General features: G+C 65.5%; 14 protein-coding genes and 1 tRNA gene. 5 read left to right on the forward strand and 10 right to left on the reverse strand.

Translation table 11 applies throughout. The features are described 5' to 3' along the window. Nucleotides 1-42 precede the first annotated feature (42 nt). Entirely contained in the window at nucleotides 43-627 is a 585-nt protein-coding gene (locus tag LQ953_RS13680; RefSeq protein WP_231031467.1) for a hypothetical protein, read from the reverse strand. A 145-nt stretch (nucleotides 628-772) separates the two neighbouring features. Here LQ953_RS13680 and LQ953_RS13685 point away from each other — a divergent pair, with 145 nt between their 5' ends. The 3 genes from LQ953_RS13685 (at nucleotide 773) to LQ953_RS13695 (ending at nucleotide 3280) form a co-directional block, all read left to right on the forward strand. After that, nucleotides 773-1321: a hypothetical protein gene (locus LQ953_RS13685; protein WP_231031468.1), complete on the forward strand. Its 549-nt coding sequence runs from the start codon at nucleotides 773-775 to the stop codon at nucleotides 1319-1321. Between the two features lie 199 nt (nucleotides 1322-1520). Beyond that, nucleotides 1521-1931: a DUF2147 domain-containing protein gene (locus tag LQ953_RS13690; RefSeq protein WP_231031469.1), complete on the forward strand. Its 411-nt coding sequence runs from the start codon at nucleotides 1521-1523 to the stop codon at nucleotides 1929-1931. Between the two features lie 47 nt (nucleotides 1932-1978). Continuing rightward, nucleotides 1979-3280: an OmpP1/FadL family transporter gene (locus LQ953_RS13695; RefSeq protein ID WP_231031470.1), complete on the forward strand. Its 1302-nt coding sequence runs from the start codon at nucleotides 1979-1981 to the stop codon at nucleotides 3278-3280. A 196-nt stretch (nucleotides 3281-3476) separates the two neighbouring features. On the opposite strand, the gene LQ953_RS13700 is transcribed toward LQ953_RS13695, so the two are convergent. Continuing rightward, on the reverse strand, nucleotides 3477-4451 hold the full coding sequence (locus LQ953_RS13700) for an MBL fold metallo-hydrolase (protein WP_231031471.1): 975 nt from the start codon (nucleotides 4449-4451) through the stop codon (nucleotides 3477-3479). A gap of 1 nt (nucleotide 4452) precedes the next feature. Next, nucleotides 4453-6261: a translation elongation factor 4 gene (gene lepA / locus LQ953_RS13705; RefSeq protein WP_231031472.1), complete on the reverse strand. Its 1809-nt coding sequence runs from the start codon at nucleotides 6259-6261 to the stop codon at nucleotides 4453-4455. A gap of 242 nt (nucleotides 6262-6503) precedes the next feature. On the opposite strand from lepA, the gene LQ953_RS13710 reads away from it, so the two are divergent. Beyond that, nucleotides 6504-7232 carry a DUF72 domain-containing protein gene (locus tag LQ953_RS13710; RefSeq protein ID WP_231031473.1) on the forward strand — a complete coding sequence of 243 codons (729 nt, stop codon included), beginning with the start codon at nucleotides 6504-6506 and terminating at the stop codon, nucleotides 7230-7232. 72 nt (nucleotides 7233-7304) lie between these two features. Then, nucleotides 7305-7381: transfer RNA gene (locus tag LQ953_RS13715), tRNA-Pro, on the forward strand. An 86-nt stretch (nucleotides 7382-7467) separates the two neighbouring features. Here the strand turns inward: LQ953_RS13715 and LQ953_RS13720 are convergent. The 7 genes from LQ953_RS13720 to LQ953_RS13750 all read right to left on the reverse strand — a co-directional run bounded on the left by LQ953_RS13720 (nucleotide 7468) and on the right by LQ953_RS13750 (nucleotide 14589). Next, nucleotides 7468-7749, reverse strand: a complete 282-nt coding sequence (locus tag LQ953_RS13720) for an Hpt domain-containing protein (protein ID WP_231031474.1) — start codon at nucleotides 7747-7749, stop codon at nucleotides 7468-7470. Next, complete coding sequence (locus LQ953_RS13725; RefSeq protein ID WP_269141492.1) at nucleotides 7746-8111, reverse strand: response regulator; 366 nt, start codon at nucleotides 8109-8111, stop codon at nucleotides 7746-7748. Before LQ953_RS13725 ends, LQ953_RS13720 begins: the two co-directional genes overlap by 4 nt. Continuing rightward, nucleotides 8108-10279 (reverse strand): ATP-binding protein, encoded by a 2172-nt coding sequence (locus LQ953_RS13730; protein ID WP_231031475.1) that lies wholly within the window; start codon nucleotides 10277-10279, stop codon nucleotides 8108-8110. Before LQ953_RS13730 ends, LQ953_RS13725 begins: the two co-directional genes overlap by 4 nt. A 142-nt stretch (nucleotides 10280-10421) precedes the next feature. Beyond that, nucleotides 10422-12908 (reverse strand): fimbrial biogenesis outer membrane usher protein, encoded by a 2487-nt coding sequence (locus LQ953_RS13735; RefSeq protein ID WP_231031476.1) that lies wholly within the window; start codon nucleotides 12906-12908, stop codon nucleotides 10422-10424. 15 nt (nucleotides 12909-12923) lie between these two features. Beyond that, the gene (locus tag LQ953_RS13740) at nucleotides 12924-13682 is read right to left on the reverse strand and encodes a fimbria/pilus periplasmic chaperone (protein WP_231031477.1); all 759 of its coding nucleotides are present in this window, start codon (nucleotides 13680-13682) and stop codon (nucleotides 12924-12926) included. 120 nt (nucleotides 13683-13802) lie between these two features. Next, a complete protein-coding gene (locus tag LQ953_RS13745) occupies nucleotides 13803-13976 on the reverse strand; it encodes a hypothetical protein (protein WP_231031478.1) in 174 nt (57 codons plus the stop codon). A 55-nt stretch (nucleotides 13977-14031) separates the two neighbouring features. Further along, on the reverse strand, nucleotides 14032-14589 hold the full coding sequence (locus LQ953_RS13750; RefSeq protein ID WP_231031479.1) for a hypothetical protein: 558 nt from the start codon (nucleotides 14587-14589) through the stop codon (nucleotides 14032-14034). Between the last annotated feature and the right edge of the window lie 97 nt (nucleotides 14590-14686).

Below are 14686 nucleotides of genomic sequence, written 5' to 3' on the forward strand. Positions count from 1 at the left end.
AATGCAGCAGCCGCAGGCCCGGAGACCTGCGGCTGAAGCGGCTTACTTCTTGGTGGTCTTGGCGGGAGCTGTTGCCGCCACCGCCGCGTCGAATTCGGCCTGGGTCATGCTGACGAACAGGCCTTGTTCGTTGGAGCCGATGCCGGCGATCGGCACGCTGACGGCGCTGCCCTTGGCCGTGGCGAGCACGACCTGATCGCCATTCACTTGGCGAACGGTGGCAAGAACCGCGCCGGCGGTGCCGTGCACAGGGGCGCCGGCGACGATCTTGGAGCGGATCTCCTGCGCGGCGGCTGCGCCGGCCTGTGTCGCGGCGGCATCAAGCTCGGCCTTTGTCATGCCAAGCGTCGGGCCCTTGGGGCTGGTGCCGAAGCTGGTGAGCGGAATGGTGGCGCGGTTGGTGCCGGTGAACACCACGGCGTTGCCGCCGCTGATACCCTCGATCTTGCCCACTTCGACGCCCGAACCGTCATACACGGTCGCGCCGGTGGTGGGAGCAGTCTGGGCCGCAGGTGCCGCTGCGGGAGCGGGCGCAGCCGCCGGTGCGGGCGCGGTCTGCGCATGGGCTGCGGCAGGCAGCAGGGCGGCGCCCAGCGCGGCAACCGCAATCGATGCGAACTTCGTCATTCAGTATCTCCTGACTATTCGAGTCACCTATGTAAGCACCAAATCCACGTTTTGTTCACTCGCAGGACGATCCGAGCCATTGCCGGGACGGATCGCATCCCAACAAATGCTGCGCCCGGAGCCTGCATCAGCGCGTTGTGCAGCGATGCAGACCCCCGCCACGCTTGTGGAAAGCTTCGCCATTCACCCGGCGCGTACAGAGCAGTTCGATCGCTGGGTGGAGGCGTACCTGAAAGCGCTGGAGCAGGCGGAGGGACATGGCGGCACGCTTCGGCTCGAGCAGGCTTCGGCGATCCATCACTTCATATCCAGCTTTCAGAGCCAGACAGATCTCGACGCGTGGCGACGCTCCGAAACGTACCGGAAGCTGTGCGAGGAACGCAGGCCCTGTTCGGCCGCGCTTGTGCAACATGGGACCGGAAGGGCGCTGTGCTTCACGGTGCCCAGCGAAGCCACCGCGCGCAAATGGAAGCGGTTCCTGATCGTCTGGGCTTCGGTGCTACCTGTCCTGCTGGTGCTGAATACCAGCGTGCGCACGATGCTGCCCGGGCTGCCGCCGATCGTGCAGCTGTGCATCACCTCCCCCATCCTCACCGCGCTGCTGACCTGGGTCATCCTGCCCCGCGTCCAGCGCTGGTCGAGCTACTGGATGTTGCAGGGGAGCGACGGCAAATTGCAGCGCGATCCGGACTAGGAAATCCTGGCTTACCGACAAACATGTAAATAAAGCGCGTCCGAGCGGGCGATGTTCATCTGCCGGAAAGCCTCACAGTGGAACTTAGCAGCCGGATCGCTGTTCCCACGCGCGAGGTAGATGGCTAAGGGCCGCGTCCGACAAAAACCCCTGGCCGACCTTTCATTTCGAAGGGCGGCTTGCGGAACAAGGAGAGTACATGCTGTTTTCGCTTGTAGCAGTGGCCCTGGCAGTGGCGCCGCAGCAGTCGGCAGAGTCGGTCTTGGGCCGGTGGAAGGCAGAGACACGCGGCGGGATCATCGAGATCCAGCGCTGTGGCCCGTCGATCTGTGGCCGGCTGGTCAGTTCGGACGCACTGCGCACCAATCCCAACCTGAAGGACGCGAACAACAAGGACGCGAACCTGCGCAACCGCAACCTTCGCGGCCTGCAGATCCTGAGCGGCTTTACCCAGAGCGGCAACGCCTGGACCGGCGGCAAGATCTACAATGCCGAGGACGGCAAGACCTACACCGCCGACGTGACGCCGGCAGGTCCCAACGCGCTGAAGCTGCGCGGCTGCGTGTTCAAGCCGTTCTGCAAGACCCAGACGTGGACGCGGGTGCGCTGAGCGCACGCACATAAACTTACAGTATCCAGAGTATAAAGGGGTTTCCCATGTTCAATCGTACCACCCTGCTGGCGAGCGCGTCGGCAGCCGTCGCCCTGTTCGGTTCTGCCGGCGTCGCCCATGCCCAGGCATTCTACCTTCAGGAACAGTCCACCCGCGCCGCAGGCCGTGCTTTCTCCGGTGAAGCGGCAGATACCGGCGCAGCGTCACTTTGGTGGAACCCGGCGGCGATCGGCGGGGCGACCGAGGGTGACGCGGTGCTGTCGGCCACGCTGATCCTGCCCAAGGGCGACGTCCGCAACAACGGCACGGTGATCCGCCGCCCGGGCCAGGCGTTCGCGCCGATCGGCGGCGAGCAGGTGTCGAGCAACCCGATCAACAACGGCGTGCTGCCGGCTGGCGCGATCGCGGTGCCGCTCAATGAGCGCGTTGCAGTGGGTCTCGCTGTCACCTCGCCGTTCAGCTTCACCACCGATTATGCCAGCGATAGCTGGGCGCGCTACAGCGCCGACCGCACTAAGCTGCTGACTATCGACATCCAGCCGTCGATCGCAGTGGCGGTGACCGACTGGCTGCGCGTCGGCGGTGGCGCCAACATCGAATATACCGATGCGAGCCTGAGCAACGCGCTGCCCAACCTGTCGCCGGCGCTGGCCGACGGCCGTCAGGAACTGAAGGGCAATGGCTGGGACTTCGGCTGGACCGCCGGTTTCCAGATGCACAACGAAGTCGCCACGATTGGCTTCAGCTACAAGTCGGCGATCAAGCACACGCTGAACGGTGAGCTTGAGGTGAGCGGGCTGCTGGGGCCGCTCGCTGGGCAAAACCGCACGATCGAGGACGCGGAAGCCAGCTTCTACACGCCGGCCCAGGCGATCGTCGCCGGCCGCTTCAATGTCAGCAACAAGCTCACGCTGAACGCCCAGGCGATCAATTACCAGTGGAGCAAGTTCGACGCGATCCGCCTGGGTGCGCCGATCAACCAGGCGATCCCCGAGAACTACAAGGACAGCTGGAGCCTGGCAGGCGGCTTCGACTATGCCGTGTCGCCCAGCTTCACCTTCCGCGCCGGTGTACAGCACGCCACCACCCCGACCCGCGACGGCGAGCGCGACGCGCGCGTGCCGGATTCGGACCGCTGGAACTATGGCGTGGGCGCATCCTATCAGGTGAACGAGCGCTTCGGCCTGGACCTCAGCGCCAACTATGTCGACTTCGAGGACACCACGATCGACCGCGTGACCGCAGCTTATGCGGGAACGCCCGTACAGACGCCGATCGTCACCAACGGTACCCTCGAAAACGCCCGGGCCATTGTCCTGTCGGCGGGCGGACATATCCGCTTCTGATCGACCGATTGGTGTGAAGTTTGGGGGCGGGACATGCGAATGTCCCGCCCCTTTTCTTTTGCGGTTCATCGGGTTCCCCGGCGGAGGCCGGGACCCAGTTGCTACGTCGTCAAGGCGGCGCTGACCCGCTCCGACACCTACACGGCAACTGGGCCCCGGCCTTCGCCGGGGAACAAGTTTGCTGAAAGCGTTCGGCTCAGAAGCGGAAGCGCTGCCCTTGTTCGGGGATCAGGAAGCGGACGCCGAGATCGTTGCCGGCGTTCAGCTCCGACAGGATCTGCGCCTGGGGCTGAATGTCGGTCAGCGCGTATTTGATGTGGGAGACGACGATCGGCATGCCCTTAAGGCTGCCTTTGCCGGCGACCGCTTCCAGCTTGCGCAGTTCGGTCAGCAAGTGCCGGGGCGTGAGGTGGCCGAACAGCTTGTCGTCGGGGCGATCATTGGCGAAGGATACTTCGATCACGATCGCTTTCAGACGCTTGGTTCGCACCCGCTCGGCGACCGCGGACCACACCCGCTGGAGATTGTCGGTCTTCTCCACCGCGTCGGGCCCGGTGTCGCCGAAACAGAGCAACGCGTCGGAGCCATGCTCGACCAGGAAGGCCGTCGATTCCATGCCGCCATGCGCCAGAGGAAACGGCGTGACGCTCATCGCAGTACCGGCGAGCGGCATGGGCGTGGCGGGCTTCAGGTCCTCGACATGGTATTTGCCCAGGCGCGGCTCGGCGCCGCGATCGGTGAAGTTGCTCCACGGGCCCGGGCGGAAATAGCTGCGCGCAATCTCTTCGTTGACTGAGGGAAGCGCGTAGATCGGCTTGGCCGCGTCATCAGGCGAAGCGATGATGAGGCCAGAAAGATGGTCGAGATGCGGGTGGCTGATCAGATAGCCCTGGATGTCGTGCTTGAGGACATAGCCGACGCGGCTGAGCCCCTCACCCGCCGGCACCCGTACATCCTTGAAGGCCCCCTTGGCCTCAGCGACGCGGAGGCCCTGGACCAGCGTGCCGGCGTCACAGGTGACGCCGCGCGGATCCCCCTGGGGCTGGATCAGGTAGCTGCTGAGATTGCCGTCCTCGATCCCGCCGCGCGCGCCGAGGACGATCACGTCGAAACCAGAGGGCGCGGGCGCTGCGGCGGTGGTCAGCAATGCCGCCAGCGCGAGCGCGCGCATGTTATTCTTCGCCCATCCGAAGCGCGGCGATGAAGGCTTCCTGCGGGATCTGCACCGAGCCATATTCGCGCATCCGCTTCTTGCCTTCCTTCTGCTTTTCCAGAAGCTTGCGCTTGCGGCTGATGTCGCCACCATAGCATTTGGCGGTCACGTCCTTGCGCAGCGCGGCGATGGTCTCGCGCGCGATCACCTTGCCGCCGATCGCCGCCTGAATCGGGATCTTGAACAGGTGGCGTGGGATCAGGTCCTTCAGCCGCTCGCACATGCCGCGCCCGCGGCTTTCGGCGGTGGAGGCGTGGACGATCATCGACAGTGCGTCGACGGGCTCGTTGTTGACCAGGATGCTCATCTTAACCAGATCGCCTTCGCGGTGGCCGATCTGCTCATAGTCGAAGCTGGCATAGCCGCGGCTGATCGACTTCAGGCGATCGTAGAAGTCGAACACGACTTCGTTGAGCGGCAGTTCGTAGGTCAGCTGCGCACGGCCGCCGACATAGGTCAGGTCACGCTGAATGCCGCGGCGATCCTGGCAGAGCTTGAGGATGCTGCCCAGATATTCGTCGGGGACGTAGATCACCGCCTTGATCCACGGTTCCTCGATCATCTCGATCCGGTTGGGATCGGGCATGTCAGCCGGATTGTGCAGCTCGATCTCGCGCGCTGCGGCTTCGCCGGCCGCCTTGGTCAGCTTGAGCTTGTAGACCACCGATGGGGCGGTGGTGATCAGGTCGAGGTCATATTCGCGGGTCAGCCGCTCCTGGATGATCTCCAGGTGGAGCAGCCCCAGGAAACCGCAGCGAAAACCGAAGCCGAGCGCCGCGGACGTTTCCATCTCGAACGAGAAAGACGCGTCGTTGAGGCGCAGCTTCGAAATCGATTCGCGCAGCTTCTCGAAGTCCGCGGCGTCGACGGGGAACAGGCCGCAGAACACCACCGGCTGGACTTCCTTGAAGCCCTCCAGCGCCTGCGCGGTCGGGCGCTTGGCGTCGGTCAGTGTGTCGCCGACGCGGGCCTGCGCCACTTCCTTGATCTGCGCGGTGATGAAGCCGATTTCACCTGGGCCGAGGTCGGGCAGCTGCTCGATCTTGGGGCGGAACGCGCCGACACGATCGATCAGGTGGGTGGTGCCCGCGGCCATGAACTTGATCTGCTGGCCCTTCTTGATCGTCCCGTCGATCACGCGGACTAGGATCACGACGCCCAGATACGGATCGTACCAGCTGTCGACCAGCATCGCCTTCAACGGCGCGTCGGGATCGCCCTTGGGCGCGGGGATGCGCTCGACGATGGCGTCCAGAATCTCTTCGATGCCGATGCCCGACTTGGCGCTGGCGAGCACCGCGTTGGACGCGTCGATGCCGATGATCTCCTCGATCTCGTTGCGCACCTTTTCGGGCTCGGCGGAGGGAAGATCGATCTTGTTGATGACCGGGATGATCTCGTGGTCGTGCTCGATCGACTGGTAGACATTGGCGAGCGTCTGAGCTTCGACGCCTTGCGCCGCGTCGACGACCAGCAGCGCGCCTTCGCACGCGGCCAGGCTGCGGCTGACCTCATAGGCGAAATCGACGTGACCCGGCGTGTCCATCAGGTTGAGGACATGGCCCTTCCATTCCAGGCGCACGGTCTGCGCCTTGATGGTGATGCCGCGTTCCTTTTCGATGTCCATGTTGTCGAGCACCTGGGCGCTCATCTCGCGCTCGGTGAGGCCGCCGGTGCGCTGGATCAGCCGGTCGGCGAGTGTCGACTTGCCGTGATCGATATGCGCGATGATCGAGAAATTGCGGATCTTGGAGAGTTCGGTGGCCATGATCGTCGCGCGTTAGCAGGGCGAAGCGTCCCTGCGAAGAGGTTGCCGAGCGGATACGCACAAACCCGGGCCGTCTATCTCCCGAGCAGCGAAGATGGCCCGACGGGGGTAACAAGGTTCCAGAGACGCTGCTTCCCCCCTCTAGCGGTTGTTCTCAGGGCCGGCTCCCTTTCCTCCCTATGCGGAGCCGGCCCTACCCTCCCGTCCGGAACCGCAAGGCGGCGCGAGGGATTGCATGGCCGATGGTCAAGCAGTTCCGCATCGGCACGGCCGCGTGGGCCCTCCCCCGCAGTGTGCGCGACCGGTTTCCCGATGGTTCGAGCAATCTCGCCCGCTATTCAGGGTGCTTCGACGCGGTTGAGATCAACACCAGCTTTTACCGGCCGCATCGGCGAAACGTGTACGCGCGCTGGGCAGAGGCCGTGGGTGATGATTTTCGGTTCGCGGTAAAGCTGCCCAAGGCGATCAGCCATGAGGCGCGGCTTCAGGATTGCGCGGGACCCTTGGCGGCCTTCTTCGATCAGGCCGCGGGGCTTGGCGCTAAACTCGGGCCCGTCCTGCTCCAGCTGCCGCCCAAGCTTGCCTTTGACGCGGCAGTGGTGGCGCGCTTCCTGCATGACTTTCGCGAGGCGTCGGACGCGCAGCTCGTGTGTGAGCCGCGTCATGCCAGTTGGTTCGACCCCGAAGCCGACGCGCTGCTGGCGGAACATCGCGTCGCCAGAGCCGCCGCCGATCCCGCCCGCGTGCCCCAAGCCGCCACGCCAGGAGGCTGGACGGGTCTCGCCTATTTCCGCCTGCATGGCAGCCCGCGCATCTATTGGTCGAGCTACGATGCCGCCGCGCTGGCGCAGTGGGAGGAAGCCGCCCGGGCAGCCGCTGCGGAGCAGTGCTGGGTCATATTCGACAACACCGCGAGCGGCGCGGCGACCGCGGATGCGCTGGCCCTGCAGGACCGTCTGCGGCCGGGATGAAGCCCGCATGTCCGTCGTTTTTAGCTTGATCGTCGCGCAACCCCCCGCTAGGGGCACCACCCTGCAATGTGTCGGGGCGTGGCGCAGTCTGGTAGCGCACTGGTCTCGGGGTCCAGGGGTCGTAGGTTCGAATCCTATCGCCCCGACCATTGCAGCTTGTTTTTGCTAGGGCATTTGACCGGCGAAGCAGGCTTTCCCCGTTTCTTCATATGATCGGCATCCGAACGCAGTGGCGTCAGTCCTCGACGGTACGCAGGCGGCGGACCAGTTCGGCGGCGAGCTGCCGAAGCTGTTCCGATGGAGCGCCGGCATCCACCGCTTCTTCCAGGGTTCGCGCGAAGTCGGTCAGCCCTGAAAAGCCGAACATGCCGGCACGGCCGGCTAAGCGGTGGCTAAGGTTGCGCACGTCGCTCCATTCGCCCGCCACGGCGTGGCGCTCGATCTGCGCAGCCTCTTCCTCCACCTGATCGATGAAGCGCCGACGCAGGGCCTCCATCCGCTGCACAAACTCGGTCACTCGAGGAACTCGCGCACGCGCGTTGCCAGCGTCATCGGGTCGAAGGGCTTGGCGAGCACGCCGACTGCACCCAGCGCCTGGAAGCCGCGCACTTCGGCCTCCTGGGTGCGGGCGGTTATGAATACCACCGGGATCCCCGCCGTGGCAGGATCCTTTTGCAGGCAGGCGAAGACCGTGGGGCCGTCCATCTCCGGCATCATCACATCGAGCAGGATGAGGTCGGGCCGCCATGCCGCAGCCACTGCAATGGCTTCGGGCCCCGAGGCGCAGGGGCGCACTTCGAAGTCCGGATCCAGTTCAAGCGACATCTGCGCGACTTCGCGAATATCGGCTTCGTCGTCCACATACAGGACTCGAGTCATTCCCCCTCGACGCTCCGCTGTTGGTTGATGATGGCCAGCACCTTTGCCACCAACTGGTCCATGCTGGCCCGCGACTTGACCATCACCAGGTCGGCACCGGCGACCTGGCCGGGCTCCACTTCCTGCGCGGTGAAGACGATGATCGGCATTGTGGTGCTACGGTCGCGCAGCAGCGGCACGAGTTCAAGGCCACTGCCATCGGCCAGGCCGATGTCGAGGATCGCCGCATCGAAAGCGCGATGGCGGATCGCCGCGATCGCCTCGACCACGCTGGGGGTGGAATAGAGCTCGGCGCGGTCCTCGAACACGCTGGACAGGACGCGCAGCATGTCCGGATCGTCATCGACATGGAGGATCGCAGGCTTCGCCGACAGCGATGCGCTGCACGGCTCGGCCACTGCTGCGGCGCGCGTGTGACCGGTTGCCGGCAAGTCGACATGGAAGGTCGCTCCCTCACCGGGCGTGCTGTCGAAGCTCACCGCCCCGCCCAGCCGCGTGACGATCTCCCGAACGATGCTGAGGCCCAGGCCGGTGCCGCCCTTGTTGCGGGTGTCGGAATTGTCAGCCTGCGCGAACTTGCCGAAGATGCGCGTGCGGAACGCCTCGGGGATACCCTCCCCCTGATCCGAAACGCTGATCCGGAAGCGCCGGTCTAGCGGCGAGACCCGCACACGTACGACACCGTCTGGCCGCGAAAACTTCACCGCGTTTGACAGCAAGTTCGTCAGCACCTGCGTCAGCCGATCCTCATCCGCGAGCACCGCAGCGCCGACAGAGGGCGCTTCCAGTTCGATCCGGACGTTGTATTCGGCCGCGAAGCCCGAGGTGTCGCGCACCACGCGCGTCAGCGCGGGCCCAAGCTCGACCGGCTTGATGTCGAACGTCATGCGGCCCGCCTCGATCTTTTCGATGTCGAGGATGTCGTTGATCAGGCGCACCAGTCGAGTCGAGTTGCTCTGGGCGATCTGAACCAGCCGGAGGGCCTTGGGCGGGATGGTGCCCGCCGCACCCCCGGCGACCAGGCCTAGCGAGCCGGCGATGGAGGTGAGCGGCGTGCGCAGTTCGTGGCTCACTGTGGCGACGAATTCGCCCTTGATCCGCTCGATCTCGCGCCTTTCGCTGATATCGCGGCATACCGCCACGAACAGCGGCCGGTATTCCCGCGCCACCGTGCTGATCGATACCTCTAGCGGGAACAGCGTGTCGTTTCGCCTGCGGCCGACAAATTCCTGCATCGGATTGGCCGACAGGCCGCGGCGCGCCTGGAGGCGGGAAAGAAAGCTTTCGATGCGACCCCGGTCGGGCGCGACTTCGAACAGGGTACCAATGTCGCGGCGCACCAAGTCCTCTGGCGCGTAGCCGAACATGCGGGCGGCCGCGGGATTAAGGCTTTCGATGCTGCCGCTGCTGTTGAGCACGATCATGCCGTCACTGGCGCTGTCGAAGATCGCCGCTTGCCGCGCGGCCAGGTCGTCGCGGCGGCGCCGTGCGCGATCGCGCGCGCGGTTGCTGCGCATGACCAACAGTCCTGCCCCGGCAAGAAGCGCCAACAGGATTCCCTGAAGCATGAACGTCGTGGTGCGCAGGTGCACGCGCGCGGCCTCCACATTCCGTGTGGCCCGGTCCAGGGAAACCCGCTCCGCTTCCGAGATTTTCGTTATCAGAAGGCGGATGGTGTCCATCGCGCGCTTGCCTGCGCCTTCCGCTACCCAGCGTTGGGCCGTGCCGCGGTACCCGCTGCCGCTCAGGTGAATGGCTTGGTCGACAAAGGCGCGCTCCAGGCGGGAGGTGCGGCGAAGCTGGGCGAGTTCGTTACGATAGCGCCCATCGGCCGGCATGGTGCGGTCAAGCGCGGCGAAGGCGGAATCGATCTGGCTTGCAGCCTCCAGATAGGGCGACAGGAAACGGCGGTCGCCGGTGATCAGATAGCCGCGCTGGCCGATTTCCAGATCCTGGTGAAGCGACAGGATATGCTGCAACTCCGCGCGGGCTTCGTAGGAGCGCGCGAGTTCATGGCGCAGCGCAGCGGTTCGGTCGAAGCCCTGCCCCACCAGCACCGTCATCACGACCAGCAGCAGCGGCGTGCCGATCGCCGCCGCGATCACCATCCACTGGATCAGGCGAGCATTGCGCGCCGGCGCCTCCGGCAGGATCGCGTCCTCGCTCATCGTTGCAGCGTCCCGTGCCCTTGCAAAGCGTGTTGCGACTCCAACCCCTAAAGGGCCTGCCGAGTTCTGCCGCGAAACGGCTGAACTGCCAAATCCACCGGTTTCAGAACGGCATGCATGACGTTGAGCATGTTAGCCTGCTTCAACGCGCCGCCGGGCGCAGATCGCCCAGCGCGATCGTTGCGGGTGCATCGGCCGGTATGACGATGTCGAAACTGGTGCGGTCGGGATCGGTCAGCGTGATCCGCCAGCGGCCCGGCGCCAGCCCAGTGGCGCCGAAGCGGCCCGCCGCGTTGGTGAACAAGGCCACCGGCTCGCGTTCCGGCCGGGCGAGTTCGGTCGCCGTACCCGCCACCAGCGCGATCGGGGCACCGCCTGCACCAAGCAGACGTCCCACCACGCTCACCATATAATCCGAACCGACGTTCAGCCGGTAGCCGCTGCGATAGGGCGGCAGCAGCCGGAACGATCCCTCGCCCAAATTGGCGCCAAGCGGCGCGTCGGGCGCGGTGACCAGCACGTTGCGCTCGCTATAGCTGCTGAGGCTGGGCTGCATGGCGGTGCCAAGCGCGCCCGTGGTCGCGGCTTCGCTCGCGCCGGCCGCGTCCACCAGTATCTCGGCACCTTTCAGGGACCGGTGCGCCTGGACCACTGCGAAGCTGTCCTGGATTGGCCGCCCGACCGTGAATGCTCCGTCCGCCACGGCGAGCGCGGTGCCGAAACGGAGGGAGGTTCGCTGACTCGTGGAGCCGCCCAGATCGCGCTGGAACGTGCCGAAATGGCTGAGCCCCAGTTCCGCGCGGTTGGTGTAATAGCTGCCGTTGAGATTGGCGCCCGCGCCCACGTCACTGCGCTCCACATCGGCGTTGAAATTGTACGCGCCGTTCCCCGAGCCATTATACGTCTGATAGCTCAACCGCGTGCGATTGTAGCGGCTGTCATAGTCCGAACGCAGGCTGGACGCGCGGTTCAGCCGGTAGGTGAGCGACAGAAGCGCCGCGATGCGCTTGCCTCGCCCGTCGCGTTCATAGCTTACATCGCCAGTGAAGCTCAGATCGGGGCTGATCCGCCATCCGCCCGTCGCGCGGATGCTGCCGACATCGGGCTCAGCATCGCGGCCGCGCGAGTAGCGCAGGTCCAGCCCGCCATAGACGGCGTCGCTGATGGTCGCGTTGTAGCTGAGCCCGGCAATATAGCTGTACGGGTTTGACGGCAGACGCGTGCCGATCGGCGCGAAGTTGCGGCTGCGCGCCTCGAACGACAGCGACAAGGCGTCGGCACGGCTGTCGCCCCGGTTGATGGTCCGCTGGAACGTGGTGACCGAGGCCCAGCCCGACCCCACTCCATCGACATGCGAGGCTGATGCGAAGCTCCCGAACGATCCAACCGGCGTCGCGATCACTGTCTCCAGGCCACCCATCCAGCCGCCGCCGTCGATCTGCGCATTGGCGCCCAACGTCAGCCGGTCAGTGAGACCGCGGCGATAGAAGCCGCTGAACGCGAGATCATCGCCATAGACCGGTCCGCGTGGCCCAGTCGGCGCCAGAGCGCCGGCGTAGAAGCCGAACTCACTCAATCCCCGGGCGAGCTGCGATTGATCGAGGAAGATGTTGAAGTTGACGGACTCGGTCCTGCCGGCATCATCGGTGATGGTCAGGCGGACATCGTTCGATCCTTGGGTGAACGGAAAATCCTGTAGGTCGAACGTGCCGGGATCCAGCTCCAGCCGGCGCACCAACTGGTCGTTCACGCGCACCTCGACGGTGGAGCGGCGCTCCAGCTGGAAGCTGCGGCTGCCGCGCGGGCGGATGATCGTCTGCGGATCGAGCAGCGAGTAGAAGCGCGACACAGAAAGGCCGGCAATCTCGGGCGCGGACTGGAAGCCGCGCGCCAGCGTTTGCAGATCGCCCGCAGTCCAGCGCACCAGATTGCTGCGGTCGTCATAGACCAGCCGCGTGCCGCGCCGCTGGAAGTCCGCACCGGCCGCGCCGGACTGCCAGTTCGCTTCCGCCTCCAGCACCACGCCGCCCGCACGCACCGCGCCGTCGAGGAAGGTCACCGGCGCGGCCAGTCCGGCGTCCGTCCCCTGCTGTACCCAGTCGAGCGAGCCGCGGATGTTGAGATAGGCGCTGAGATCAGCGGGCGCGACATAGCTGCCCTGCCCCTGGCGCGTGTCGTCGCGCAGCGCCACCGAGCGGCTGGCGCGGCTGGCGGCGGCGATCTCCAGCATCACCTGCAGCGCCTGCGGATCGTAGCGCAGCGTGACGCCAGCCTCTCGTAGGTCCGCGCTGTCGAGTTGCCCTCGTTCGGCAAGCCGGGCGCGCAGCCGGGCGAGCAGCGGCGCACCGATGCGAGGCTCAAGCAGCGCGATCAGCCGCTCCGCCGAGAAGCTCGCCCGGCCGCCCGGATCGAGCGTTACGGTGGCATCGCCCAGATAGGTCGGGCCGTCCATCACGGGCGCAGTGAGGATGATCGCCTTGCCGGTGGGATTGATCGCCGCGGCGTCGCCTTCGGACTCGATAAAGACTTTCGACGGGGCAGCGTTGCCTGTTTGCGCCTGCGCCTGGACGATGCCCGGCAGGAGCGCGGCGGCAAGCAGCGCCGCCGCCGCGGGGCCGTGCAGGTTCATGCCGGAAGCAGTGCCTCAGCCTTCGGGCGTGAACTGCGCTTCAATCCGGCCCGTCGTCTGAGGCAGGCGAACCGGTAGCGTGATTCGCCGCGTCTGGCCGCCGCCGATCAGGCCATAGCCGATCGACTGCTGGAGCTCTGGACCGCTGAACTGCTTGGACAGGAGTTCGCGCCCATCAGGCGCAAACTGGACGATGCGGAGCCGCCCGCGCGACAAATAGCCATGCGCCGCCGAGGCGTTCGACACGGTGATCACCGGCGCGGGCTGGCCGTCGGCATCCTTGCCGATCTCGACCGACCCGATCTTCAGCGCAGGCTTGGCGCCATCGGGAGAGACGCTGACCAGCACCTGGAAGTTGTACAGGAGCTGGATGTTGGATTGGGTGTCGTTGGTCTGCACCGGCAATTGTGCGACGGTGACGAAATAGTGCTTGCTGCGCGCGAGCGCGGGATCGCCGACATATTGCACGCGAAAATTCTGGCGCTGTCCCGGCGCGATCAGCGCCTGGGGCGGAAACACGGCCAGTTCGCCGCTGTCGCGTCCAGTCGCCTTCACGCCATCGGCGGTGAGGTCGAGCGATTCCATGCGCAGTTCAACGGGCAGTGGGCGATCGAAGCTGTTCTCCACCGTCACCACCTGGCTCATGCCGCGGCCAGAGGTGGTGAGATCGATCACCACCGGCTGCACGGTCATCGCGTACACGGCGGTCGAAATACCGAGCACCGCAACCGACGCCATCACCATGCGGACGAAGGATCTACGCTGCAGCTTCACACGCTTACTCCTGAACCTCTCGCATCGAATACCGGATGCGGGATGGCGGGATCATGGACGGATCGGCCGGCGCCGCCAAGTCGGGAAACACCCGGCGCGGCGCGTTCGTTTCCGCTCCGCCTATTTAGGCAGGTAAACCTTGACCGGCTGAAGCTCGGGAGCAGCATTCACCATGCCATCCAGGCGTTCATACTCGGCGGCCAGGAACAACAAGTCGAACCGTTCTTCGAGGGTGGCAGTAACTGCCCGGGCGCGCAACTCGGCGGCCAGGCTTTGGGGATCATCCGAGTCCATGGCTAAAACAGCAAGGTCCCGGCAGGTCCCTCGGGTCCTGCCGGAACATCATGGCTTAGGCGGTCGGCGCGATCGTGATCTCGACCTTGCCGGCATAGGTGCCTGCGTCGAGGATCGCGGTCGCTTCGCTGGTGGCGCCGGCGCCCACGGTCAGCGCGATGTTGTTCGTGACGGCCGCTAGGCGGTCATTGATCGGGGCCGAGGTCGCGCCCGTGGTGACCGACTGGTCGGCGATGGTCGCGTTGGTGCCCTTGGCGCCCATTGCAACCACGGTCGCGGTGTAGTGCACCGTGTTCGTGTAGCCCGCGGCGGTGGTCGTCGCAGCGGCGTTGATCAGCGGCTTGGCTTCCACCGAAACCTTCGGATTGGCGCCGTTGCACTTCACCGTGAAGTTGCGGCTCAGGCCACCGGTGTTGTTCGAAAAGGCAGTGTCGACGGTACCGTCGGTCTTGGCAAGTTCGCCCAGCGTGATGCTGCCGCTCAGCGGGGTGACGGCCGAGCAGCGTGCAGCGACGGTGCCGCTCACATCGACCGAGCCACTGGCTTGGGCAAAGGCGGGTGCGGCCGAGAGCATTGAACCGGCGAACAGGGCGGACAGAACCAGCTTCTTCATCTGTAGTCTCCGAAAGGAAAGTGTTCGGGCTGCTGCCCTATGCCCTTCTTATGACTGAGATCCCCGGCGTCCGGCATTTAGCGGGCGGCGAAAAGGC

Source organism: Sphingomonas sp. IC-56 (genome assembly GCF_021043375.1).
Lineage (GTDB): Bacteria > Pseudomonadota > Alphaproteobacteria > Sphingomonadales > Sphingomonadaceae > Sphingomonas.

Bases quoted from the DNA above. Each gene is read 5' to 3' on its own strand.
- LQ953_RS13680 (WP_231031467.1), bottom strand. From the start codon at position 627: ATGACGAAGTTCGCATCGATTGCGGTTGCCGCGCTGGGCGCCGCCCTG.
- LQ953_RS13685 (WP_231031468.1), top strand. From the start codon at position 773: ATGCAGACCCCCGCCACGCTTGTGGAAAGCTTCGCCATTCACCCGGCG.
- LQ953_RS13690 (WP_231031469.1), top strand. From the start codon at position 1,521: ATGCTGTTTTCGCTTGTAGCAGTGGCCCTGGCAGTGGCGCCGCAGCAG.
- LQ953_RS13695 (WP_231031470.1), top strand. From the start codon at position 1,979: ATGTTCAATCGTACCACCCTGCTGGCGAGCGCGTCGGCAGCCGTCGCC.
- LQ953_RS13700 (WP_231031471.1), bottom strand. From the start codon at position 4,451: ATGCGCGCGCTCGCGCTGGCGGCATTGCTGACCACCGCCGCAGCGCCC.
- lepA (WP_231031472.1), bottom strand. From the start codon at position 6,261: ATGGCCACCGAACTCTCCAAGATCCGCAATTTCTCGATCATCGCGCAT.
- LQ953_RS13710 (WP_231031473.1), top strand. From the start codon at position 6,504: ATGGTCAAGCAGTTCCGCATCGGCACGGCCGCGTGGGCCCTCCCCCGC.
- LQ953_RS13725 (WP_269141492.1), bottom strand. From the start codon at position 8,111: ATGACTCGAGTCCTGTATGTGGACGACGAAGCCGATATTCGCGAAGTC.
- LQ953_RS13730 (WP_231031475.1), bottom strand. From the start codon at position 10,279: ATGAGCGAGGACGCGATCCTGCCGGAGGCGCCGGCGCGCAATGCTCGC.
- LQ953_RS13735 (WP_231031476.1), bottom strand. From the start codon at position 12,908: ATGAACCTGCACGGCCCCGCGGCGGCGGCGCTGCTTGCCGCCGCGCTC.
- LQ953_RS13745 (WP_231031478.1), bottom strand. From the start codon at position 13,976: ATGGACTCGGATGATCCCCAAAGCCTGGCCGCCGAGTTGCGCGCCCGG.
- LQ953_RS13750 (WP_231031479.1), bottom strand. From the start codon at position 14,589: ATGAAGAAGCTGGTTCTGTCCGCCCTGTTCGCCGGTTCAATGCTCTCG.